This window comes from Gemmobacter caeni (assembly GCF_003054195.1).
GTDB classification, from domain to species: Bacteria; Pseudomonadota; Alphaproteobacteria; order Rhodobacterales; family Rhodobacteraceae; genus Gemmobacter; species Gemmobacter caeni.
In genome coordinates, this window is record NZ_QBKP01000003.1 from 348,735 (window position 1) to 369,760 (window position 21,026).

The window sequence follows — 21,026 nt, forward strand, 5'->3', positions numbered from 1 at the left end:
CGATTTGTGTCAAGGCCTTCCGTCAGATTGGCAGGTAATCGGCAGCCTCTCCCGCCTTGCGGGCGCCGTCTCCCAGGGGCCTGATCAGCAGCGCATTCGCTTCGGCCAGTACGCTCAGCAAAGCGGAATCCTGACGGTCGAAGGCGGTGACGACCCCATCTTCGATGCGGGCACGCATGTAATGGGTGCGCGGCCCGGTCGGGGCGACATCCGCGCCCAGCACGGCGCGGCGCGGCGCGGGGGCCGGTGCCGGCTCGCCCTGCATGGCCCGCAACAAGGGCAGCAGGAAGAGATGCGCGCAGACGATGGCAGAGACCGGATTGCCGGGCAGCCCGAGCATCGGCATGCCGTTCAGCCGCCCGGCCATCAGCGGTTTTCCGGGGCGCATGCTGATCTTGTAGAAGGCGCGTTTCATGCCAAGATCGGTGGCAACCTTCGCCACAAGGTCATGGTCCCCGACCGAGGCACCGCCGATGGTCACCACCAGATCTGCGCCTTCCGCCAGCGCGAAAACCGCCCGCAGGCTGGCCTCGGTATCGCGGGCGATGGGCAGAAGCCGTGCCTCGGCGCCAACACCTTCGGCCAAGGCTTTGATCGCAAAGGAGTTCGAGGCAATGATCTGATCAGGGCCGGGGGTGTCACCGGGCATGACCAACTCGTCCCCGGTGGCGATAATCGCCACCACTGGCCGTCGGTGGGCAGGCACTTCGGCCAAGTTCATTGCGGCCAGAAGCGCCACGTCAGAGGCAGAAATCCGGCGCGGTTGCAGCCGGAAACCCGCCGCGAAATCATCGCCTGTCTGCCGGATATTCCCATTGGCGGAGGCTGTGGCGATTACAATGTCATTGCCGTCGCGGGTGACATCCTCTTGCAGCACCACCTGCGTGGCTCCTTCCGGCACCGGGGCGCCGGTGAAGATGCGCGCCGCCTCACCCGGCCCCACCGATCCCGCAAACCCGTGACCAGCGGCGGATTCGCCGATCACACGGAAACGCGCGCCTGTTGCGGCCGGACCCTGCACTGCATAGCCATCCATGGCTGAGGACGCGAAAGGCGGCTGGGTGCGTCGGGCCTCGGCAGCTTTGGCCATCCAGCGACCTGCCGCTGCTGCCAGCGGCACGGTTTCCACCGGCATCGGGGTGGCAAGGGCCAGAACGCGGGCCAGCGCTTCCTCGACCGAAATCATGGCGTGGCCTCGAAGCGGCCGGATTTTCCGCCTTCCTTGAGGATCAGGCGTATGCCTTCAATCTGCATGGACTTTTCGACTGCCTTCACCATGTCATAGACGGTCAGGCAGGCGACAGAAACGGCGGTCAGCGCCTCCATCTCCACCCCGGTCTGGCCGGTGGTCTTGACCGTCGCCTCGACCTGAATGCCGGGCAGCGCGGGGTCGGGGGTCAGGTCGACCGCGACCTTGGTGACGGGCAGAGGATGGCACAGCGGGATCAGATCGGCAGTTTTCTTCGCCCCCATGATGCCCGCCAGCCGCGCCACGGCCAGAACATCGCCCTTGGCGGCGCGGCCCTCGGTGATCAGTGTCAGTGTTTCGGCCGTCATCCGCACCGCGCCGCGGGCCACCGCAAGGCGCGAGGTCACCGCCTTGTCGGAGACGTCGACCATATGCGCATCGCCCTTGGCGTCGAAATGCGTCAGGCCGGACATGTCACATCCCCCCTTCGGATTTCAGCGGATTGGCAAGGATCGCGCGTGTCGCGGCGGTTACGTCTTGCTGTCGCATCAGCGCCTCGCCGATCAGGAAGCAACGCGCGCCATAGCGGGCCATGTCGGCCAGATCCTCGGCGGTATAAAGCCCGCTTTCCGACACGATCAGCCGGTCGGCCGGAACGCGCCGCGCCAGATCGCGCGTGGTGTCCAGCGTGGTTTCGAACGTGTGCAGGTTGCGGTTGTTGATACCCAGCAGCGGCGATTTCAGCCGCGTGGCACGTTCAAGCTCCGTCCGGTCATGCACCTCGATCAGCACATCCATGCCAAGGTCGAAAGCGGTCTGTTCCAGATCCGCCGCTTCGGCATCCTCCAGCGAGGCCATGATGATCAGAATGCAATCGGCCCCCAGCGCGCGGGATTCGACGACGCTGTAGGGGTCATAAAGGAAATCCTTGCGCAGACAGGGCAGCTTTACTGCCTCGCGCGCGGCGGCGAGATAGCTGTCGTCGCCCTGGAAGGACGGGCCGTCGGTCAGCACCGAAAGGCAGGTGGCGCCACCCTCTTCATAGGCGCGGGCAAGGGCGGGCGGGTCGAAATCGGCGCGGATCAGACCCTTGGAAGGGCTGGCCTTCTTGATTTCGGCGATCAGGCCATAGCCCGAAGTCGCGGCATCGCGCAGGGCGCGGGCAAAGCCGCGCGGGGCCGGGGCGGCCTTGGCGGCGGCTTCCACCTCGGCCAGAGGCTGCGCGATCTTGCGGGCGGCAACATCTTCCAGCTTGTAGGCTTTGATGCGGTCGAGAATGGTGGTCATGGCGATCTCCTTCCCAGTGACTTAGCGCGCCGTGGCGGCGTTGAAAACCCGGCTCAGGCCGACCAGTCGACCGGCGTGCCGCCGGTGGACGCCAGCCAGCGGTTTACCTGACTGAACGGTTTCGAGCCGAAAAAGCCGCGATAGGCCGACAGGGGCGAGGGGTGCGCGCTTTCAAGAAACAGGTGCCCGTCTCGCGGCAGCTTTGCACAAAGTTTTTGCGCAGGCCCACCCCAAAGGACAAAGGCGCGCGGCCCGTCGGCAGTGGTGGTGGCCAGCACCTGCTGCACCAGCGCTTCCCAGCCCCAGCCTTTGTGGCCATTCGCCTGCCCCTGCGGCACGGTCAGCACGGCGTTCAGCAGAAGCACGCCCTGCTCTGCCCAGCCGGTCAGATCGCCGTCGCATTTTGCGACGCCCAGATCGTCGTGCAACTCGGTCAGGATGTTCTTCAGCGAATGTTGCGGGGCCGCGCCGGGCGGAAAGCTGAAAGCAAGGCCGGTGGCGCGGCCCGGTGTGGGGTAGGGGTCTTGCCCGAGGATCACCACACGCACCCTGTCACGCGGCGTCAGATCCAGGGCGCGGAACGGTGATTGCGGCTGCCAACCGGGCGTGACGCTGAGCCGTGCGGCCAAGGCGGGCCAGTCGTCCCGAAAGAACGGAAGATCCGCCCAGCTTGCAGGGATGTCGAGGCCGCTCACCCGTTGGTCAGCGCCACCAGCGCCTCGACCTTTTGCAGTGCGCGGCCGCTGTCGATGGCTTCGCGCGCCATTTCCACGCCTGCGGGCAGGCCGGTCGCGCGCCCAGCCACCACCAGCGCAGCGGCAGAGTTCAGCAGAACAGCATCACGATACGCACCTTCCTCGCCCTCCAGCAGGCGGCGGAAGGCCGCGCCGTTTTCCTGCGGCGTGCCCCCGAGGATCGCCTCGAACGGATGGACCGGCAGGCCCGCATCCTCGGGGCTGACCTCGAATTCGCGGATTGCGCCGTTTTCCAGCGCGGCCACAGAGGTCGGCCCGGCAATGGAGATTTCATCGGTCCCGTCGGAACCGTGGACCAGCCAGGCCGCCTCTGACCCCAGTGTCAGCAGGGTTTCCGCCATCGGGCGCAAGAGCGTGGCGCTGAACGTGCCCGTCAACTGCCGCTTCACCCCGGCGGGGTTGGTCAGCGGCCCGAGGATGTTGAAGATGGTGCGCGTGCCAAGTTCGGCGCGCACCGGCCCGACATGGCGCATCGCCGGATGATGCATCGGCGCCATCATGAAGCCGATCCCGGCCTCGTGCAGGCAGCGTTCCACCACATCGGGGCCGATCATCACGTTGAGGCCCATTTCCGAAAGTGCATCCGCCGCGCCGGATTTGGAGGAAAGGTTGCGGTTGCCGTGCTTGGCCACGACGACCCCCGCCGCCGCCGCGACAAAGGCCGTCGCGGTGGAGATGTTCAGCGTGCCCTTGCCATCGCCGCCGGTGCCCACGATATCCATGGCGCCCGTGGGCGCGCTCACCTTGTGGCATTTGGCACGCATCACGCTGGCGGCGGCGGCATATTCATCCACCGTCTCGCCCCGCGTGCGCAGCGCCATCAGGAAGCCGCCCATCTGTGCGGGCGTCGCCTCGCCCTCGAACAGCGCGGCGAAGGCGGTTTCGGCCTCGGCGCGGGTCAGGGCGCGGGTGGCGGCGGTGCCGATCAGCGGCTTCAGCCGGTCGCTCATGCCGACACCTGCGCGCGGTCAAGGAAGTTCTTCAGCAACTGGTGCCCGTGCTCGCTGGCGATGCTTTCGGGGTGGAACTGCACGCCTTCGATAGGCAGTGTCTTGTGACGCAGGCCCATGATGGTGCCATCCTCCAGCCAGGCCGTGACCTCCAGACAATCCGGCAGGCTCTCGCGTTCCACCACCAGCGAGTGATAGCGGGTGGCAAGGAAGGGGGAGGGCAGGCCGCTGAACACGCCTTGCCCGCTGTGATGCATGGTGCCCATCTTGCCATGCACGATCTCGTGGCAGCGCACGACCTTGCCGCCGAACGCCTCGCCAATGGTCTGGTGTCCAAGGCAGACACCCAGCAGCGGGATCTTCGCCTCGGCGGCGGCGGCGGTCAGCGCAAGGCAGATGCCCGCCTGTGCCGGGTCGCAGGGACCGGGGCTCAGCACAATCAGATCAGGGCGCAGCGCCATGGCGGCCTGCACATCCAGCGCATCGTTGCGCCTGACCACCACATCGGCACCAAGCTCGCCCAGATAATGCACGAGATTGTAGGTAAAGCTGTCGTAGTTGTCGATCAGAAGCAGCATCCGGCCGTAACCCATGTATCGCGTTGGGTTCCTTCCATGGTCGTCTGCCGCGATACCCGCAAAATATCTGCCTGCCTGGCCCATACCCTGCCGTCCCGACTTCGGCCCCGAGGAACGTCAGGGAAGCTTATCGTTCATCAGAAGGCGCGGGGCAACCGTGTTCGCGCCCGTCGCGGGCTGGCAGAAAGTCTGCACGGTGACAGCAGCGCAGGGGCCTGTGCGCCTGGCCACCCGGGATTGCGGTGGTGGTGGCTGCAAGACGCTTGCCAGCCGTCCGGCCTTGCGCTATCGCAACGGCATGAATGCACGGATTCGCCCTTTCCAGCTTCCCCGACGCCGACGCAACCGCGTCTGACGTCGCTTTCGCGCGTTCTGCTTCCGGGTGTGACCCGGAAAATCCGGCCCCCCTCTCCCTACATGACACCCTTGCGTTGACATGGGCATGCGCCTTTGGCACCCCTATGGCCTCGCATCCGCCTGAGGATTATCCATGATTACCTCCGTCCTGCCGACCTACAACCGCGCGCCGCTTGCCTTCGTGAAGGGCGAGGGAAGCTGGCTTTTCACCGAGGACGGGGGGCGTTACCTCGATCTGGGCTCGGGGATTGCCGTCAATGCGCTGGGCCATGCCCATCCCGAGCTGGTAAAAACCATCAGCGAACAGGCGGCAAAGCTCTGGCATGTGTCGAACGTCTATCGCATCCCGGAACAGGAGGCGCTGGCCGACCAACTGGTCGAGCACACCTTTGCCGACACCGTTTTCTTCACCAATTCCGGCACCGAGGCGGCGGAACTGGCGATCAAGATGGTCCGCAAATACTGGTACGAGAAGGGGCAGCCCGATCGGATCGAGATCCTGAGCTTTGATGGCGCCTTCCACGGCCGGTCGACGGGCGCCATTGCGGCGGCGGGGTCGGAAAAGATGGTCAAGGGCTTTGGCCCGCTGATGCCGGGCTTCCGGCAATTGCCCTTCGGCGATCACGAGGCGCTGCGGGCGGCGATTTCAGACCGCACGGCAGCGGTGATGATCGAGCCGGTTCAGGGCGAGGGCGGCATCCGCACGCTGCCTGACAGCTGCCTGAAAGGACTGCGTGACCTCTGCGACGAGACCGGCGCGCTTCTGGTCTTTGATGAGGTGCAATGTGGCATGGGCCGCACCGGCAAGCTGTTCGCGCATGAATGGGCAGGCGTCACCCCCGATATCATGATGGTCGCCAAGGGTATCGGCGGCGGCTTCCCGCTGGGCGCGGTACTGGCGACCGAAAACGCCGCTTCCGGCATGGTCGCGGGCACCCATGGGTCCACCTATGGCGGCAACCCGCTGGCCTGCGCGGTGGGCGGGGCTGTCATGCGCATCGTCTCGGCCCCGGCGTTCCTGGCCGAGGTCAACCGCAAGGCGGGCCTGTTCCGTCAGGGGCTTGAGGCGCTGGTGGCGGAACATCCCGACGTGTTCGAAAGCGTGCGCGGGCAGGGGCTGATGCTTGGCCTGAAATGCAGGGCGCCGGTCGCGGATCTGGTGAAGGCGGGCATGGCGGAACATCTGCTGACCGTCGCCGCATCTGACAATGTGGTGCGGCTGCTGCCTGCGCTGAACATCCCCGACGCCGATATTGCCGAGGCGCTGAAGCGGCTGGATGCGGCCGCGGCCGCGCTGTCCGGTCATGCAAGCTGAGGCGGATTACAGCTTTCCGCCGCTGACGCGGTCGGATTACGCGCGGATGCGCGGCTGGCTGGACCAGCCGCATGTCCGCGCCTGGTGGGGCGACCCCGACACTGAAATCGCGCTGATCGACGCCGAAATCGACGGCGACACCGCCGATCTGCTGCTGGTGGCCTATCAGGGCAGGCCCTTCGCCTATGTGCAGGATTACCCCGCCCATCACGACCCGATGCCGCAATATGCGGAATTCCCGCCGGGCACCCGTGCGATGGATACCTTTCTGGGGGAGCCCGACATGCTGGGGCAGGGCCATGCGGCGCGCTATCTGAACCTGCGCGCGGCTGACCTGCGGCGTCGCTATCCGGCGGTGGTGATCGACCCCGACCCGTCGAACGAACGCGCCGTGCGGGCGTATCGACGAGCGGGCTTCCGAGCCATCCGCACCACGACGGGCGAGACGGGCAAGCCCGTGCTTGTCATGGCATTCGATCCGACATTCCCTTCCCTTTGGTAAGATACGCAAGCGGGCGGAAGCCCGTCAGAAAGACCGACAGATGAACCACTTCCTTGATATTCACACCACCTCCGCCACCGATCTGCGCGCGATGATCGACAATGCGCGTGCCATGAAGATCGCCCGCGCCGGGCGTCCCAAGGGTACGCCGGACGATGACCAGCCGCTGAAGGGCCGCATGGTCGCGCTGATCTTCGAAAAGCCCTCGACCCGCACCCGCGTCAGCTTTGACGTCGGTGTGCGCCAGATGGGTGGCGAGACGATGGTGCTGTCGGGCAAGGAAATGCAGCTTGGCCATGGCGAGACCATCGCCGATACCGCGCGGGTGCTGTCACGCTATGTCGATCTCATCATGATCCGCACCTTTGAAGAGGCGACGCTGCAGGAGATGGCGGAACATGCCACGGTTCCGGTCATCAACGGGCTGACCAACCGCACCCACCCCTGTCAGATCATGGCCGATGTGATGACCTATGAGGAACATCGCGGCCCGATCGCCGGCAAGAAGGTCGTGTGGTGCGGCGACGGCAACAATGTCTTTGCCAGCTTTGCCCATGCCGCCGGGCAGTTCGGCTTCGATCTGGCCTTCACCGGGCCTGAAACACTCGACCCCGAGCGGGTCTGGCTGGATTTCGCCGCCTCGAAAGGTCATCCGGTCACGGTGGAGCGTGACCCCTACAAGGCGGTCTCGGGCGCCGATCTGGTGGTCACCGATACCTGGGTCAGCATGCATGACCCCGAAAGCGCGAAAGAGCGCCGCCACAACCAGTTGCGCCCCTATCAGGTGAATGAGGATCTGATGGCGAAGGCCAAACCGGATGCACTGTTCATGCATTGCCTGCCCGCGCACCGCAATGACGAGGCGACCAGCGCCGTAATGGACGGCCCGCATTCGGTGATTTTCGACGAGGCGGAAAACCGGCTGCATGCGCAGAAGGCGGTCATGCGCTGGTGCCTGGGCGTCTGACCGGCGCCATTGTCCCCCCGTTTGCGCCAGTGACCGGGGGGATTGTTTCCGGGTCGCAACAATTCCTGCCATTGGCTGCGGATTATGATGGCTTGGCGCAAAATTGCCCCGAATGCGCCGCATCCGATCCGTGAGGCCGCCCGATTTCGGCTGTCCTGTCGTTTCTGAGGCAGAAACGGACGGAGGCCGAAAATGGCCACGATCAATACAGGTTTGGGCGGGCCGCAGGGCGTGGGTGAAGGCAGTTTTCGCGGCAGCGCCCTGACGGCGGGAAATTATGATGACGGCTCGATCCAGGTGAACATCACCTCGGTTTTCGGTGCGTCGGGCATCAACTATTTCGGGACCAATTATACGTCCCTTTATATCAACACCAACGGTCTGATCACCTTTCAGGCGCCGGTCACTGCCTATACGCCTTCGGCGCTGTCCGCGCTGCCCTATCCGGCCATCGCGCCGTTCTGGAGTGATGTGAACATCACCAGCGGCACGGCCAACGGCACCAACAACATCTATTGGGACCTGGACCCGTCCAGCGGCCGCGTCACGATCACATGGCTGGATGTGCGGGCCTACAGCGGTTCCACCTCGGCGCGGAACACCTTTCAGGTGGTGCTGCAACATACTCACGACGGCAATTTCGAGATCGACATGATCTACCAGAAGGTCCAGTGGACCAACGGGTATACCGGCGTGGCGCAGGTGGGCATGACGGATGGCGGGTCGCGCGATTACATCGTTCCCGGCTCGGGCAATTCCTCGGCTTTGACGAACTATCCGAATGCCGGGCTGGACCCGGGCGAACCGAACGGTGTCTGGTCGACACGTTTCCTGAACGGCAATCCGGTGTGTTTCGAAGCGGGCACCCGCATCCACACGCCCGATGGGCTGCGGCGGATCGAGAATCTGCGCGCCGGGGATCGCGTGATGACGCTGGATGACGGGCCGCAGATCTTGCGCTGGACCGGCGGCGGCATGGTCTGTGCCGAGGGCGAGGCGCTGCCGGTGCGCATCGAGGCCGGGGCGCTGGACAATGAGGGTGACCTGAGCGTTTCGGGGCAGCATCTGCTGTTGCTGCACGGGGCCGATTGCGAATTACTGTTCGGCGAATATGAGGTGCTGGCAGCGGCGCGCGATCTGGTGGGCCTGCCCGGTGTCAGCCGCGAAACCCTGCCACGCCGCTTGCGCTATTGTCATCTGCTGCTGGACCGTCATCAGGTGCTGCTGGCGGAAGGCACCGGGGCGGAAAGCCTGCATCCGGGTCCGCAGGCCATGGCCGCATTGCCAGAACGGGCGCGGGCGGCCCTGCATGAAACTTTCCTTCCGTGGGAGCTGGAGCGTCTGGCACGCCAGCCCGCCGCGCGGCGGGTGCTGCGCCGGCACGAGGCCCGGCTGCTGGTGATGCAGCGGGCAGGGTTGCGCGGGCCGGGCCTCAGGCCGGTGCCGGTTCCTGCGCCCTGGCTGGCGGCCTGACGGCTCAGGTGCCGCGCGGTTTTGCCCGTGTTGTCGGATCGGCCTCGCGCGGGTTTTCGGGCCAGGGGTGGCGCGGGTAACGGCCGCGCATGTCGCGCCGCACATCGGCATAGGAATTGGTCCAGAACCCCGGCAGATCCGCCGTCACCTGCACCGGCTTGCCACCGGGCGACAGCAATGTGATCTTCAGCGGCAGCCGTTTTGGCCCCACCGTCGGATGCACCGTCACCCCGAACAATTCCTGCAAGCGCACCTCGATCCCGGGTGCCTCGCCGTCATAGTCGATGGGCACCCGCCGCCCCAGCGGCGTCTCGAAATGCGGCGGGGCGAGGCGGTCGAGCATCTGCACCCCCTCCCATCCCAGCGCGCTGCGGATCGGCTCCACCAGATCGAGGCCGCGCAGATCGGCCTCTGTGCGCTTGCCGGTCAGATAGGGCAACAGCGCCTCCTCCGCCAGCAGTGCAGGTTCCGAGGCATCGGGCAGGTCTGCCCCGTCGCGGCGACAGAGCGCCGCCCGCACCATCAGCCGCCGTGCGGCGGGAGAGGGCGTGAGGCCGATCAGCCGCAAACCGTCGAGCGCCGCACGCGCCAGCGCCTCCGGCGGCGCGTCGGTCCAGTGCCGGTCGTCCAGCACGCAGGCGCCGAAACACTCCTGCCGCCGCGCCACCACGCGGCCCTCGCGTCTGGACCATTCGCAGATGTCGCGCCACACGATCTGATCGCCATGCACCGCGCGCAACTCCGCCTCGGTCAACGCGACCGCCTGCCGGATCGTCGCCTCGCGCAGGTCGCCGTCCAGATCGGTGGCGACCAGAAGCCGTGCGCCCGACAGCGGCTGACCGGCAGCCATGGCCGCCCCCTTGCCGCCTGACAGCACCCAGCGCGGCGCCTCGCCCTTGCGGCGCAGGCCCACCCGGTCGGGATAGGCCAGTGATGCCATCTGGCCAAGGCTCAGGCCCTTCGGTGCCTCGGGGACGGCACGGGCCAGCCGCTTCGCCTCGGTGCGGATGCGCTCCACCGTGCCGCGATGCACGGTGCGGCCCTCACGCTCCATCCGGGCCGGGTCTTTCACCGCAGCCATGCGCAACGCCAGATCGGCGGGGGCATCGCGCAGCGGGTCGCGTTCGGCCAGCAGGGCGGCCAGTGTTGCGACCTCAATCCCGCCGCCCGCGCGGATCAGCATGTGGGCCAGACGCGGGTGCAAGGGCAGTGCGGCGATCTGGCGGCCGTGGTCGGTGATGCGCCCGTCCTTCAGTGCCTCCAGCCCGGTCAGAAGCGCCTGGGCCTCTCCCAGCACGCCCGGATGCGGCGGGGTGAGGAAGGGCAGGTCGGTCGATCCCCAGACCGCAAGCTCCAGCGCGAGGCCGGTCAGGTCGCCCGCCGCGATTTCGGGCGGGGGGAAGGGCAGCAGCCCGCCTTCCTCGCCCTTCGACCACAGCCGGTAGCAGACCCCCTCCGCCACCCGGCCAGCGCGGCCCCGGCGCTGTTCGGCCTCAGCCCGCGTCAACCGTTCGGTGACCAGCCGCGCCATGCCCGAAGGCGCATCGAACCGCGCCCGCCGCGCCCGCCCGCCATCGACCACCACGCGGATGTCGGGGATGGTCAGCGAGGTTTCCGCGATCGAGGTCGCCAGTACCACCTTGCGCAGACCCGCCGCCGCCGGAGCCAGTGCCGCGCGCTGGGCCGCGAACTCCATCGCGCCGAACAGCGGGCGGATGTCGCAGCCCTTCAGGCCCGTCAGGCCCTTCAGCAGGGCCTCGACCCGCCGGATTTCGCCCTCGCCGGGCAGAAAGACCAGCACGCCGCCCTCGGGGCATTCCTCCACCGCCTGCACGACCAGTGCGGCCAGCGCCTGATCGGAGCGCGCGCGCGCGTCCAGCGGCCGGGGCAGCCAGCGGGTTTCCACCGGAAAAGCGCGGCCTTCGCTGGTGATCATCGGCGCATCGCCCATCAGCGCGGCGACAGGAGCGGCATCCAGCGTCGCCGACATGACCACCAGATGCAGGTCGTCGCGCAGCGCGCCCCGCACCTCCAGCACCAGCGCAAGGCCCAGATCGGCATTCAGGCTGCGTTCGTGAAACTCGTCGAAGATCACCGCACCGATACCATCAAGCCCCGGATCGGTTTGCAGCATCCGGGTCAGGATACCTTCGGTCACCACCTCGATCCGGGTGGTTTTCGAAACCTTCGCCTCGCCCCGGATACGGTAGCCGACGGTCTGGCCCACCGGCTCGCCCAGCGTTTCGGCCATGCGCTCTGCCGCGGCGCGTGCGGCAAGGCGGCGGGGTTCCAGCATGACGATGCGACCGGGGCAAAGGCCGGAGGCCAGCATAGCCAGCGGAACCCGCGTGGTCTTGCCCGCACCGGGCGGTGCCTGCACCACCGCCATGCCGCGCGCGGTCAGCGCCGCGACCAGATCGGGCAGAACGGCATCAATCGGCAGGGCGGGGGGCAGCAGGATGGGCATGGCCCCAAGGACCAGATCACCGCGCGCGATGCAAGGGGCGTCAGGGCCGGGGGCATCAGGGCTGGAGGCTTCAGCACTGGGCAAGGATGATCCGCTACCCTAGGTCATACCGTATGACAAGGGAAACGGAGTAGCCTGACCTGCCATGACCGATACCCCCCTGATCCTGTGGTTCCGCCGCGACCTGCGGCTGGCCGATCACCCGATGCTGACCGCAGCGCTGGCCAACGGGCGACCGCTGATCCCGGTCTTCCTGCTGGACCCCGAGACCGAGGCCATTGGTGCTGCGGCGAAATGGCGGCTGGGCCTGTCGCTCGCCGATTTTGCGACGCGACTGGAGGGCGTGGGCAGCCGGCTGATCCTGCGGCGCGGGGCGGCGCCCGAGGCGCTGGCGCGGCTGATCGCGGACACCGGCGCCACGGGAGTGATGTGGAGCCGCGCCTATGATCCGGCCTCCATAGCCCGCGATACGGCGGTGAAAACCGCGCTGAGGGCGGCGGGGTACGGTGCCGAAAGCCATCCGGGTTTCCTGCTGGCCGAGCCCTGGCAGGTGGAGACCGGGCAGGGCGGCCCCTACCGCGTTTATACCCCATTCTGGAAGGCGCTGCGCCAGCGCGACATCGCACCCCTGCTGCCCGCGCCGAAGCAACTGCCGCCGCCCGAAAGCTGGCCCACTTCGGACCGGCTGGAGGATTGGCAGATGGGGGCCGCCATGCGGCGCGGCGCGGCAGTCTGCCTGCCGCATCAGGCCGTGGGGGAGGCGGCAGCTCTGACCCGGTTGGACGACTTTCTGGACCAGCGCCTTGCCCGCTATGCCGAGGCGCGGGATTTTCCGGCTACGCCCGCCACCTCGCGCCTGTCGGAAAACCTGACCTATGGCGAAATCGCCCCCGCCCGCATCTGGCATGCCGCCATGCACCGGCTGGATGCGGGAGACAGTGGCGCAGGCAAGTTCCTGTCGGAACTGGGCTGGCGCGATTTTGCCTGGCATCTGATCTATCACTTCCCGGCGCTTGCGACCGAGAACTGGCGCGAGGAGTGGGATGGCTTCCCCTGGCGCGGCGACAGTGCCGATGCCGAACGCTGGCGCCGGGGCCTGACCGGCGAGCCCTTCGTCGATGCCGCGATGCGCGAGATGTATGTGACCGGCACCATGCACAACCGAGCCCGGATGATTGCGGCCTCTTACCTGACCAAACATCTGATGACCGACTGGCGGGTGGGGCTGGCGTGGTTTGCCGATTGCCTGACCGACTGGGACCCGGCCTCCAACGCGATGGGCTGGCAATGGGTGGCGGGGTCAGGGCCGGATGCCGCGCCGTATTTCCGCATCTTCAACCCGGCGACGCAGGCGGAAAAGTTTGACCCGAATGCCGTCTATCGGCGCCGGTTTATCGCCGAACTCAGCCGCACACCCCCGGCTGACGCGCTGTCCTATTTCGATGCGGTGCCGCGAGCATGGGCGCTTTCACCCGATTCTGCCTATCCGAAGCCCTTGATTGCGCTGGATAAAGGCCGTCAGCGCGCGCTGGATGCCTATGCCGCACGAAAGGCTTGAGTGACAGCCGCGCTTGGGGAATCATCGGCACTGTATGATCCGGGGAGATGTAAGGATGACCACCTTGCTGACGACCGAAGGCCAGCCCGACCTGCCGCGCTATTTCGGTCAGGTAATGAAGGTGCTGGAAAAGCTGCGCGTGGGGCGGATGGAGTTTGTCCTGCCCGATGGCCGCCGCTTTCGGGCAGAAGGCGCCGCGCCCGGCCCGGTGGCCGAGGTGCAGGTGAAGAACCCGGATGTTTTCGCCCGGCTGATCCGCGAGGGGGATCTGGGCTTTTGCGACGCCTATCTGGACGGCGACTGGGATACGCCCGATCTGCAAGCCTTCATGGATCTGGTGCAGGCGCCACCGAACAACGGGGTGAATGACGGTTTTCCAGGCATGGGCCTCGTGCGGTCCTATGAGCGGATGCGGCACTGGCTGCGCGGAAATTCGAAACGGCAGGCCAAACGTAACATCGCCTATCACTACGATCTGGGGAATGATTTCTACCGGCTATGGCTCGACGATACGATGACCTATTCCAGCGCCCTGTTCCGCAGCGGGCAGGAAAGCCTTGAGGCGGCGCAGGAGGCCAAATACGCCTCGATGTTGCAGCAGATGGGCGCAAGGCGCGGCGATCACCTGCTGGAAATCGGCTGCGGCTGGGGCGGATTTGCCGAACATGCGGCGCGGGCGGGCATGCGGCTGACCTGCCTGACCATTTCAAAGGAACAGCACGATTTCGCGCAGGCCCGGATTGCCCGCGCGGGCCTCTCTGACCGGGTGGAGATCCGGCTTCAGGATTACCGCGATGAACGCGGCCAATATGACGGTATCGCCTCGATCGAGATGTTCGAGGCGGTGGGCGAGAAATACTGGCCTGTCTATTTTGGTGCGGTGCGCGACCGGCTGAAACCGGGGCGCAATGCCACGCTGCAAATCATCACCGTGCCCGATGCCCGCTTTGCGGCCTATCGCAAGACCGTGGATTTCATCCAGAAATACATCTTCCCCGGCGGCATGCTGCCTTCGCCCGCCGCGCTGGCGCAAGAGGTCGCGGCGGCGGGGCTGGTGCTGAAGGGCCATATCGAATTCGGCGAAAGCTACAGCCAGACGCTGCGGCGCTGGCATGACACGTTCAATGCCCACTGGCCCGAGGTGCGGGCGCTGGGCTTCGATGACCGCTTTCGCCGCATGTGGAACTTCTACCTGACCTCTTGCGCTGGCGCCTTTCACGGCGGAAACTGCGACGTGACGCAGATCACGGTGACGCGGCCCGGCTAGAGGCCGCGCGGAAAGGGACAGATGCCGACGGCAGGCAAGCTTCTGGGCGCGATATTCTTTGCGGCGCTGGCCTATCTGACGGCCGAACTGTTCAAACCCTCGGTGCCAGAAGGCACCTCTTTCGGTAATTTCAGCCTGTATGTCGCGGCAATCGGGCTTGGCAGTGGCTGGTTTGTTATGGGGCCGCGCGCGCCGGAGGGGGGCATGGCACAGGCGATCAGCGCGGGTTTGCAGGCGGCGCTGACGACGGCTTTCTTTGCGCTGCTGGGCTTCGGCATCTACCTCATGCTCGGCAAGGCGCTGCGCAAGATGTACAAGGGCCCCTTCGAGGCGATTACCGGCGTGTTCGAACTGATGGTGGAAAACCTGTTTCTGGTGCTGACGTCGCCGCAGGTCATGGCGGCCCTGCTGGTGGGTGGCCCGCTGTGCGGCATTGCAGTGCATAAGCTGGTACGGCGGCGCTGATGGATTTGTTCTTTTACGGCACGCTGTGCCACCCGCCACTGCTGGAGGCGGTTCTGGGCCGCGCTGTGGTTACTGAACCTGCCACCCTGCCGGGGTATGAGGTGCTCTGGTCCGCCGAGGGGGCGTGGCCGGTGATCCGGCGCGGCGCAGGCGCGGCGCAGGGGCGGCTGATGCGCAATGCCACGGCCGAAGATGTGGCGCGGCTGGATTTCTACGAAGGCGGCTTCGGCTATCGCACCGCTGCGCTGCCGGTCGCGGCGGCGGGGGCCTCGACCGCGCTGGTCTATCTGCCACCCGATGCGGCGCCCGTGGCGGGGCCGTGGTCGCTGGCGGACTGGGTGCGCGACTGGGGCGCGGTGGCGGTGGTGACCGCGCGTGACGTGATGGCGCTGATGGGCCAGCGCGAGGCGGCCGAGGTGGTGCGGCGTTACCGGCTGATGCTGGTGCGGGGCGCCAGCCGGTTGCGGGCCGTCGAGGCGCCGCCGGTCACGCGGCGGCATCGGGCGACGGCGGGCGATGTGGTGGTCGACCGCTTTCGCCAGCCCTATGCCAATTTCTTCGCCATCGAAGAATACGATCTGCGTTATCGCCGCTTTGACGGTCGCATGAGTGAACAGATCAACCGCGCGGTCTTTGTCTCGGGCGATGCGGTGACGGTGCTGCCCTATGATCCCGTGCGCGACCGGGTGCTGCTGATCGAACAGTTCCGCGCCGGTCCCTACGGGCGGGGCGATCCGCAGCCCTGGCTGCTGGAGGCCATCGCAGGACGCATCGACCCGGACGAGACGCCGGAACAGGCCGCCCGGCGTGAGGCGGTGGAAGAAGCGGGCCTGCATCTGGGCGCGCTGGAGAAAGTGGGCGCCTATTACCCTTCGCCGGGGGCAAAAAGCGAATACCTCTATTCCTATGTTGCGCTTTGCGATCTGCCCGACGGGGTGGAGGGCGTGTTTGGCGTCGAGGGCGAGGCGGAAGATATCCGCGGGCATCTGGTCAGCTTCAAGGAATTCATGGCGTTGATCACCTCGGGTGAGGTGGACAACGGGCCGCTGCTGGTGACGGCGCTTTGGTTGCAGCGCGAAAGGGCGCGGCTGCGCGGGGCTTAGCCCGGTGGCGGATCAGGGGCCGTAGATGCGCTGCTCGGGTGGGGTTTCCGCCAGAAGTGTATCGAGGATGGCCAGAAACGCCGCCTCGGCCCGGTTCCGTCGTGCGCGCGGGTTGCGGGCCAGATAGACGTCGATGGCGGGCGGATCGTCCTGCGGCGGCAGGCGCCACAGGCGCCCGGCGCGCAGATCCTCCTCCACCACATGCAACGGCAAAGGCCCGATCCCGAGGCCCGCAAGGATCATCCGCCGCACCTCCTCCAGATGGGTGGACTGGCCGACCGGGCCGGAAAGCCCGGCCCGCTGGCGCAGTTCAGTCACGGCGGCCAGCGCATCGCCCATGCGATCGGTCTGGAAACTGACGGCGGTGTGTCCCGCGAGGTCCTCCAGTGTCAGGCCGGACCGGGCATAAAGCGGGTGCGGCGGCCCGCAGAACAGACCGAAGAACTCGCGATAGAACACTTCGGTTTGCAGATCGCTGCGCGGATCGGTCATCAGACAGATGGCAAGGCTGGCCTGGCCCTCGGCCAGTCGTGTCAGCGCCTCGCGTGAGGGCAGGATGTCGATGGACAGCGTGGCCTTGGGGTGAGCCGCGTGAAACCGGCGCAAAGCCGCGTCCAGCAGGGGCGAGACAACATGCGAGGCCAGTGCCAGCGTGACCTCGCCCGCCACTGCGCCCGAGGCTTCTGCCATCGCCTCGGCCCCGCGCAGGATGGCGGCCCGCACCGCCTGCGCCTCTGCCAGCAGGGCCATGCCCTCGGGTGTCAGGGTGAAACTGCCCGCGCTGCGGTCGATCAGCCGGTGGCCGGTGCGTTCCTCCAGCCGTTTCAGCGCCTGGCTGACCGAGGGTTGCTTCAGCCCCAGCCTTTCGCCCGCCCGCGTTACCGACCCGGCCTCTGCCAGCGCGAGAAAGACCCGCAGCAGGTTCCAATCGAGGTCACGGGCGAGCTTTTCGGCGGGGCTGAGACGCATGTCATTCACTGTATCAATGATGCAGATTAAAACAATCCATTTGGAGAATGCGGCGCCATGCGCCATCCTCAGGGTGAACCTCGCCCGGAGACTGATGATGAGCCACCTGTTCTACCTTTCCACTGCTGCGCGGCCCGTGCTGGACCGTGCCGAAGGGATCTACATGTGGGATACTTCGGGGCGGCGGTTCATCGACGGATCGTCGGGCGCGATGGTCAGCAATATCGGCCATTCCAACCCTGCCGTTCTGGCTGCGATGCGGGCGCAGATGGATAGATCCACCTTCGGCTACCGGCTGCATTTCGAAACCGAACCGGGTGAGCAACTGGCCGCAAAGGTTGCCGCGCTCAGCCCGGAGGGGATGGAGAAGGTATTCTTCGTCTCCGGCGGGTCGGAGGCTGTGGAAAGCGCGATGAAGCTCGCCCGGCAATATGCGGTGGTCACCGGGCAGGCAAGCCGGTGGAAAGTGATCTCGCGTTTCCCGTCCTATCACGGATCGACGCTGGGGGCGCTGTCGGTGACGGGTTACGATCCGCTGACCGATCCTTTCCGCCCGATGATGGTGGAGATGCCGAAGATCCCCGCGCCGCGCGCCTATCTTGACGGTCTGGACATGGATAACCCCGCCACCGGCGCGCATTACGCGGCGATGCTGGAGGACCGCATTCTGTCCGAGGGGCCAGAGACAGTGCTGGCCTTCATCCACGAACCCGTCGGCGGCGCCTCGACCGGCGCGCTGGTGCCGCCCGCGGGCTATATGCAGGCGGTGCGCGCGATCTGCGACAAATACGGTGTGCTGCTGATCCATGACGAGGTGATGAGCGGCGGCGGCCGCGTCGGCACCTTCCTTGGCGGCGACCTTTGGGGCGTGGCCCCGGATATCATTGCGATTTCAAAGGGTTTCGGTGCGGGCTATGCGCCGCTTGGTGCCATGATCGCGCAGGATCGCATCGTGCAGGCGGTGCAGGATGCGGGCGGTTTCCTGCACGGCCATACCTATGCCGGCAATCCGCTGGCCTGCACGGCGGGCCTTGCCGTGCTGACCGAGATTGAGCGGCAGGATATGATGGGCAACGCGCGCAAGGTGGGGGCTGTTCTGAAACAACGCCTGAAGAACCTGATGCAACGCTATGGCTTCATTGGTGATGTGCGGGGTGAGGGCCTGTTGCTGGCCTTCGAGTTTGTTGCCGGTCGCGAAACAATGGCGCCACTGCCGCGCGAAATGAAGGCCTTCGATGATCTGGTCGAACGTGCCTATGCCGAGGGGCTGATCATCTATTCCCGCCGCACGCGCGGTGGTTATGAGGGTGACCATTTCCTCGTCTGCCCGCCGATGATCACGACCGAGGCACAGGTGGACGAGATCATGGAGAAACTGACCCGTGCGCTGGATGGGTTCGCGGATGCTCATGCGGGAGCATTGGCATGAAGATCATCATCTCCTGCGCTATCACTGGCTCGATCCACACACCCAGCATGTCGCCCTATCTGCCGTTCCGGGCCGAGGATATTGCGGCGGAGGCAATCGGCGCGGCCAAGGCGGGTGCTGCGATCCTGCACCTGCACGCCCGCGACCCCGAGACGGGCCGCCCCTCTGCCTCCCCGGCGCATTGGAAGGGATTTCTGCCTGCGATTTCAAGTTCCTGCGATGCGGTCCTCAACATGACCACCGGCGGATCGGCGGTGATGACGCTGGATCAGCGGCTGGAGGCGCCGCTGACTTTTGCACCGGAGATGTGCAGCCTTAACATGGGGTCGATGAATTTCGCGCTCTATCCCATGGCTGCGAAACCCCGCGACTGGCGGTTCGACTGGGAAGAGCCGTTCCTGCGCGACTCCGACGATCTGGTGTTCAAGAATACCCCGCGCGACATCGCAGGCGTCTTGCAGCGCATGGGCACCGAACGCGGTGCGCGGTTCGAGTTCGAATGCTATGACGTGAGCCACCTTCACATGCTGCGCCACTTCGTTGACCGCGGGCTGGTTGACGGGCCGATCTTCCTGCAGTTCGTCATGGGCGTGCTGGGCGGTATCGCGGCAGAACCGGAGCATCTGATCCATCTGCACCAGACAGCGCAGAAACTGTTTCCGAAGTTCGAATGGTCGGTGCTGGCGGCGGGACGGCGGCAGATGGAATTCGCCGCTATCGCGGCGGCGATGGGCGGGCATGTCCGCGTCGGGTTGGAGGACAACCTTTACCTCTCGAAAGGCGTACTGGCGAAATCCAACGCCGAACAGGTTGAAAAGGTGCGCGGCATTGTCGAGGCGCTGGGCGGCAGTCCCGCCACGCCCGACGAGGCGCGCGCACTGCTGGGCCTGAAGGGACGGCAGGTCTACGCATGATCCGCGCCGCGACGGTTGAAGATGCCGCAAGGGTCATGGCGGGTCTGCAAGCTCTGGCCGCCGACATGGGTGATCCGTTCCGCACGACCGGGGCGCAGGTGGCTACCGCCCTTGCCAGCGGTGCGATCCGTGCCGAGCTGGCCGATCACGGCCTAGCGCTCTGGTCGCCGTTCCTTTCCACCACGCGGGGGCGGATCGGGGCCTATGTCTCAGACCTCTGGGTCGGGGCAGAGGCGCGCGGGCAGGGGCTGGGCCGCCAGTTGCTTGCCGCCGTTCGTAACCGGGCCGAGGCAGAATTCGGGGCCAGCTTCCTGCGCCTTGCCGTCTATGACGATAATCCGCGTGCGCGGGTCTTCTATGACCGGCTGGGGTTCACCCCGAAAGCCGATGAAATCTGGCTGACGCTGGAAGGCGCGGCCCTGGAGGCAGTATGAAAGCGTTTCTCGATGACCGGCAGGCCGGGCATGACCCGCAGATGTTCATGGCAAACGGCACGCGCCTGCCGAACCCGGAAAAGCCCGAACGCATCGCAGTGCTGAAAGCCGGGGCCGAAGCGGCAGGCGCCCGCTTCGCGCCACCGCGCGATTTCGGCATGGGGCCGCTGGCGGCGGTGCATACGGCCGAATACCTCGCCTTCCTGCAAACCATCCACCCGCGCTGGAAACGGATCGAGGGTGCGGCGGACGAGGTCATTCCGAATATCCACCCTGACCGCCGCAGCGCCAATTATCCGAAATCCGCCGTGGGGCAAGCTGGATGGCATCAGGCCGATACCGCCTGTCCCATCGCCGCTGGCACATGGGAGGCGGCCTATTGGTCGGCCCAGACCGCGCTGAGCGGTGCTGAATCCGTGCTCGCAGGTGAAACCACCTATGCGCTCTGCCGCCCGCCGGGGCATCACGCCTTTGCCGATCTGGCGGGGGGCTTTTGTTTCCTCAACAATTCCGGCATTGCCGCTGAATGGCTGCTGCGCAAGGGCCTGCGCCCGGCGATCCTTGATGTTGACGTGCACCACGGCAATGGCACCCAGGGCATGTTCTATCACCGCCGCGACGTGCTGACCGTCAGCCTGCACGCCGACCCTGACCGCTTCTATCCGTTCTTCTGGGGCGCCGCGCAGGAACGCGGCGAAGGCGAGGGGCTGGGCTACAATCTCAACCTTCCGCTTCCGCGCGGCACGGGCGACGCCGATTACCGCGCGGCTCTTGCCACGGCGCTGGCCCGCATCCACGCTTTCGGCGCGGATGTCATCGTTATTGCCCTGGGCCTCGACGGCCATGAGGATGACCCTTTTCAGGGCCTGAAGATCACCACCGAAGGCTTCACCCGCATCGCGGCCGACATCGCCGCCACCGGCCTGCGCCTCCTCGTGGTGCAGGAAGGCGGCTACCTGCAACCGAAGCTGGGCGCCAATCTGACCGCCTTCCTCAAGGGCCTTGCCTGAGCTTTCATCCTGGCGAAAATGTCTCGGGTGTGAGCCT

General features: G+C 66.3%; 20 protein-coding genes. 12 read left to right on the forward strand and 8 right to left on the reverse strand.

Features of this window, described 5'->3' with window-relative positions; translation table 11 throughout:
• Positions 1-22: 22 nt before the first annotated feature.
• The 6 genes from C8N34_RS07045 to C8N34_RS07070 are packed head-to-tail and all read right to left on the reverse strand — an operon-like array spanning position 23 to position 4,759.
• A complete protein-coding gene (locus C8N34_RS07045; RefSeq protein ID WP_108128308.1) occupies positions 23-1,186 on the reverse strand; it encodes a molybdopterin molybdotransferase MoeA in 1,164 nt (387 codons plus the stop codon).
• Positions 1,183-1,662: a cyclic pyranopterin monophosphate synthase MoaC gene (moaC, locus tag C8N34_RS07050; protein ID WP_054301841.1), complete on the reverse strand. Its 480-nt coding sequence runs from the start codon at positions 1,660-1,662 to the stop codon at positions 1,183-1,185. The genes C8N34_RS07045 and moaC overlap by 4 nt, the downstream gene beginning before the upstream one ends.
• 1 nt (position 1,663) lies before the next feature.
• Complete coding sequence (gene trpC / locus C8N34_RS07055) at positions 1,664-2,476, reverse strand: indole-3-glycerol phosphate synthase TrpC (RefSeq protein ID WP_108128309.1); 813 nt, start codon at positions 2,474-2,476, stop codon at positions 1,664-1,666.
• Between the two features lie 53 nt (positions 2,477-2,529).
• Positions 2,530-3,171 (reverse strand): uracil-DNA glycosylase, encoded by a 642-nt coding sequence (locus tag C8N34_RS07060; RefSeq protein WP_108128310.1) that lies wholly within the window; start codon positions 3,169-3,171, stop codon positions 2,530-2,532.
• Positions 3,168-4,181, reverse strand: coding sequence for an anthranilate phosphoribosyltransferase (gene trpD, locus C8N34_RS07065; RefSeq protein WP_108128311.1), 1,014 nt, complete (start codon positions 4,179-4,181; stop codon positions 3,168-3,170). The genes C8N34_RS07060 and trpD overlap by 4 nt, the downstream gene beginning before the upstream one ends.
• Positions 4,178-4,759 (reverse strand): anthranilate synthase component II, encoded by a 582-nt coding sequence (locus tag C8N34_RS07070; protein ID WP_108128367.1) that lies wholly within the window; start codon positions 4,757-4,759, stop codon positions 4,178-4,180. Before C8N34_RS07070 ends, trpD begins: the two co-directional genes overlap by 4 nt.
• Positions 4,760-5,249: 490 nt before the next feature.
• Here C8N34_RS07070 and C8N34_RS07075 point away from each other — a divergent pair, with 490 nt between their 5' ends.
• From C8N34_RS07075 to C8N34_RS07090, 4 genes are all read left to right on the forward strand, one after another.
• On the forward strand, positions 5,250-6,431 hold the full coding sequence (locus C8N34_RS07075; protein WP_108128312.1) for an aspartate aminotransferase family protein: 1,182 nt from the start codon (positions 5,250-5,252) through the stop codon (positions 6,429-6,431).
• Positions 6,394-6,933, forward strand: a complete 540-nt coding sequence (locus C8N34_RS07080; protein ID WP_108128313.1) for a GNAT family N-acetyltransferase — start codon at positions 6,394-6,396, stop codon at positions 6,931-6,933. Before C8N34_RS07075 ends, C8N34_RS07080 begins: the two co-directional genes overlap by 38 nt.
• 40 nt (positions 6,934-6,973) lie before the next feature.
• Positions 6,974-7,900 (forward strand): ornithine carbamoyltransferase, encoded by a 927-nt coding sequence (argF, locus tag C8N34_RS07085; RefSeq protein WP_108128314.1) that lies wholly within the window; start codon positions 6,974-6,976, stop codon positions 7,898-7,900.
• A 192-nt stretch (positions 7,901-8,092) separates the two neighbouring features.
• Entirely contained in the window at positions 8,093-9,373 is a 1,281-nt protein-coding gene (locus C8N34_RS07090; protein WP_108128315.1) for a Hint domain-containing protein, read from the forward strand.
• 4 nt (positions 9,374-9,377) lie between these two features.
• Here C8N34_RS07090 and hrpB read toward each other — a convergent pair whose 3' ends face one another.
• Complete coding sequence (gene hrpB, locus C8N34_RS07095; protein WP_108128368.1) at positions 9,378-11,828, reverse strand: ATP-dependent helicase HrpB; 2,451 nt, start codon at positions 11,826-11,828, stop codon at positions 9,378-9,380.
• Positions 11,829-11,985: 157 nt separating this feature from the next.
• Between hrpB and C8N34_RS07100 the strand changes: the two genes are divergently transcribed.
• Genes C8N34_RS07100 through C8N34_RS07115 form a run of 4 tightly spaced genes read left to right on the forward strand, consistent with a single transcriptional unit; the run spans position 11,986 to position 16,233 of the window.
• Positions 11,986-13,398 carry a cryptochrome/photolyase family protein gene (locus C8N34_RS07100; RefSeq protein WP_108128316.1) on the forward strand — a complete coding sequence of 471 codons (1,413 nt, stop codon included), beginning with the start codon at positions 11,986-11,988 and terminating at the stop codon, positions 13,396-13,398.
• A gap of 55 nt (positions 13,399-13,453) precedes the next feature.
• A complete protein-coding gene (locus tag C8N34_RS07105) occupies positions 13,454-14,665 on the forward strand; it encodes an SAM-dependent methyltransferase (protein WP_108128317.1) in 1,212 nt (403 codons plus the stop codon).
• Positions 14,666-14,686: 21 nt separating this feature from the next.
• Entirely contained in the window at positions 14,687-15,130 is a 444-nt protein-coding gene (locus tag C8N34_RS07110) for a TrgA family protein (RefSeq protein WP_054301851.1), read from the forward strand.
• Positions 15,130-16,233 carry an NUDIX domain-containing protein gene (locus C8N34_RS07115; protein ID WP_108128318.1) on the forward strand — a complete coding sequence of 368 codons (1,104 nt, stop codon included), beginning with the start codon at positions 15,130-15,132 and terminating at the stop codon, positions 16,231-16,233. The genes C8N34_RS07110 and C8N34_RS07115 overlap by 1 nt, the downstream gene beginning before the upstream one ends.
• A gap of 12 nt (positions 16,234-16,245) precedes the next feature.
• On the opposite strand, the gene C8N34_RS07120 is transcribed toward C8N34_RS07115, so the two are convergent.
• Positions 16,246-17,202, reverse strand: a complete 957-nt coding sequence (locus C8N34_RS07120) for a LysR family transcriptional regulator (protein WP_108128369.1) — start codon at positions 17,200-17,202, stop codon at positions 16,246-16,248.
• Between the two features lie 97 nt (positions 17,203-17,299).
• Between C8N34_RS07120 and C8N34_RS07125 the strand changes: the two genes are divergently transcribed.
• From C8N34_RS07125 to C8N34_RS07140, 4 genes are read left to right on the forward strand one after another with little or no spacing between them, the layout of a single operon-like run.
• Positions 17,300-18,631, forward strand: a complete 1,332-nt coding sequence (locus C8N34_RS07125; RefSeq protein WP_108128370.1) for an aminotransferase family protein — start codon at positions 17,300-17,302, stop codon at positions 18,629-18,631.
• Entirely contained in the window at positions 18,628-19,545 is a 918-nt protein-coding gene (kce, locus tag C8N34_RS07130; protein WP_108128319.1) for a 3,5-dioxohexanoate:acetyl-CoA acetone transferase, read from the forward strand. The genes C8N34_RS07125 and kce overlap by 4 nt, the downstream gene beginning before the upstream one ends.
• Positions 19,542-19,979 (forward strand): GNAT family N-acetyltransferase, encoded by a 438-nt coding sequence (locus C8N34_RS07135; RefSeq protein ID WP_108128320.1) that lies wholly within the window; start codon positions 19,542-19,544, stop codon positions 19,977-19,979. Before kce ends, C8N34_RS07135 begins: the two co-directional genes overlap by 4 nt.
• Entirely contained in the window at positions 19,976-20,989 is a 1,014-nt protein-coding gene (locus C8N34_RS07140; protein ID WP_108128321.1) for a histone deacetylase family protein, read from the forward strand. Before C8N34_RS07135 ends, C8N34_RS07140 begins: the two co-directional genes overlap by 4 nt.
• Positions 20,990-21,026 lie beyond the last annotated feature (37 nt).

What these genes read in the sequence shown, in the direction of transcription:
- trpC (WP_108128309.1), bottom strand. Translation starts at nt 2,476, where the DNA reads ATGACCACCATTCTCGACCGCATCAAAGCCTACAAGCTGGAAGATGTT.
- C8N34_RS07110 (WP_054301851.1), top strand. Translation starts at nt 14,687, where the DNA reads ATGCCGACGGCAGGCAAGCTTCTGGGCGCGATATTCTTTGCGGCGCTG.
- C8N34_RS07045 (WP_108128308.1), bottom strand. Translation starts at nt 1,186, where the DNA reads ATGATTTCGGTCGAGGAAGCGCTGGCCCGCGTTCTGGCCCTTGCCACC.
- C8N34_RS07135 (WP_108128320.1), top strand. Translation starts at nt 19,542, where the DNA reads ATGATCCGCGCCGCGACGGTTGAAGATGCCGCAAGGGTCATGGCGGGT.
- C8N34_RS07120 (WP_108128369.1), bottom strand. Translation starts at nt 17,202, where the DNA reads ATGCGTCTCAGCCCCGCCGAAAAGCTCGCCCGTGACCTCGATTGGAAC.
- C8N34_RS07070 (WP_108128367.1), bottom strand. Translation starts at nt 4,759, where the DNA reads ATGCTGCTTCTGATCGACAACTACGACAGCTTTACCTACAATCTCGTG.
- C8N34_RS07105 (WP_108128317.1), top strand. Translation starts at nt 13,454, where the DNA reads ATGACCACCTTGCTGACGACCGAAGGCCAGCCCGACCTGCCGCGCTAT.
- C8N34_RS07125 (WP_108128370.1), top strand. Translation starts at nt 17,300, where the DNA reads ATGAGCCACCTGTTCTACCTTTCCACTGCTGCGCGGCCCGTGCTGGAC.
- C8N34_RS07080 (WP_108128313.1), top strand. Translation starts at nt 6,394, where the DNA reads ATGCGGCCGCGGCCGCGCTGTCCGGTCATGCAAGCTGAGGCGGATTAC.
- trpD (WP_108128311.1), bottom strand. Translation starts at nt 4,181, where the DNA reads ATGAGCGACCGGCTGAAGCCGCTGATCGGCACCGCCGCCACCCGCGCC.
- C8N34_RS07090 (WP_108128315.1), top strand. Translation starts at nt 8,093, where the DNA reads ATGGCCACGATCAATACAGGTTTGGGCGGGCCGCAGGGCGTGGGTGAA.
- C8N34_RS07140 (WP_108128321.1), top strand. Translation starts at nt 19,976, where the DNA reads ATGAAAGCGTTTCTCGATGACCGGCAGGCCGGGCATGACCCGCAGATG.
- moaC (WP_054301841.1), bottom strand. Translation starts at nt 1,662, where the DNA reads ATGTCCGGCCTGACGCATTTCGACGCCAAGGGCGATGCGCATATGGTC.
- argF (WP_108128314.1), top strand. Translation starts at nt 6,974, where the DNA reads ATGAACCACTTCCTTGATATTCACACCACCTCCGCCACCGATCTGCGC.
- C8N34_RS07075 (WP_108128312.1), top strand. Translation starts at nt 5,250, where the DNA reads ATGATTACCTCCGTCCTGCCGACCTACAACCGCGCGCCGCTTGCCTTC.
- kce (WP_108128319.1), top strand. Translation starts at nt 18,628, where the DNA reads ATGAAGATCATCATCTCCTGCGCTATCACTGGCTCGATCCACACACCC.
- C8N34_RS07100 (WP_108128316.1), top strand. Translation starts at nt 11,986, where the DNA reads ATGACCGATACCCCCCTGATCCTGTGGTTCCGCCGCGACCTGCGGCTG.
- C8N34_RS07115 (WP_108128318.1), top strand. Translation starts at nt 15,130, where the DNA reads ATGGATTTGTTCTTTTACGGCACGCTGTGCCACCCGCCACTGCTGGAG.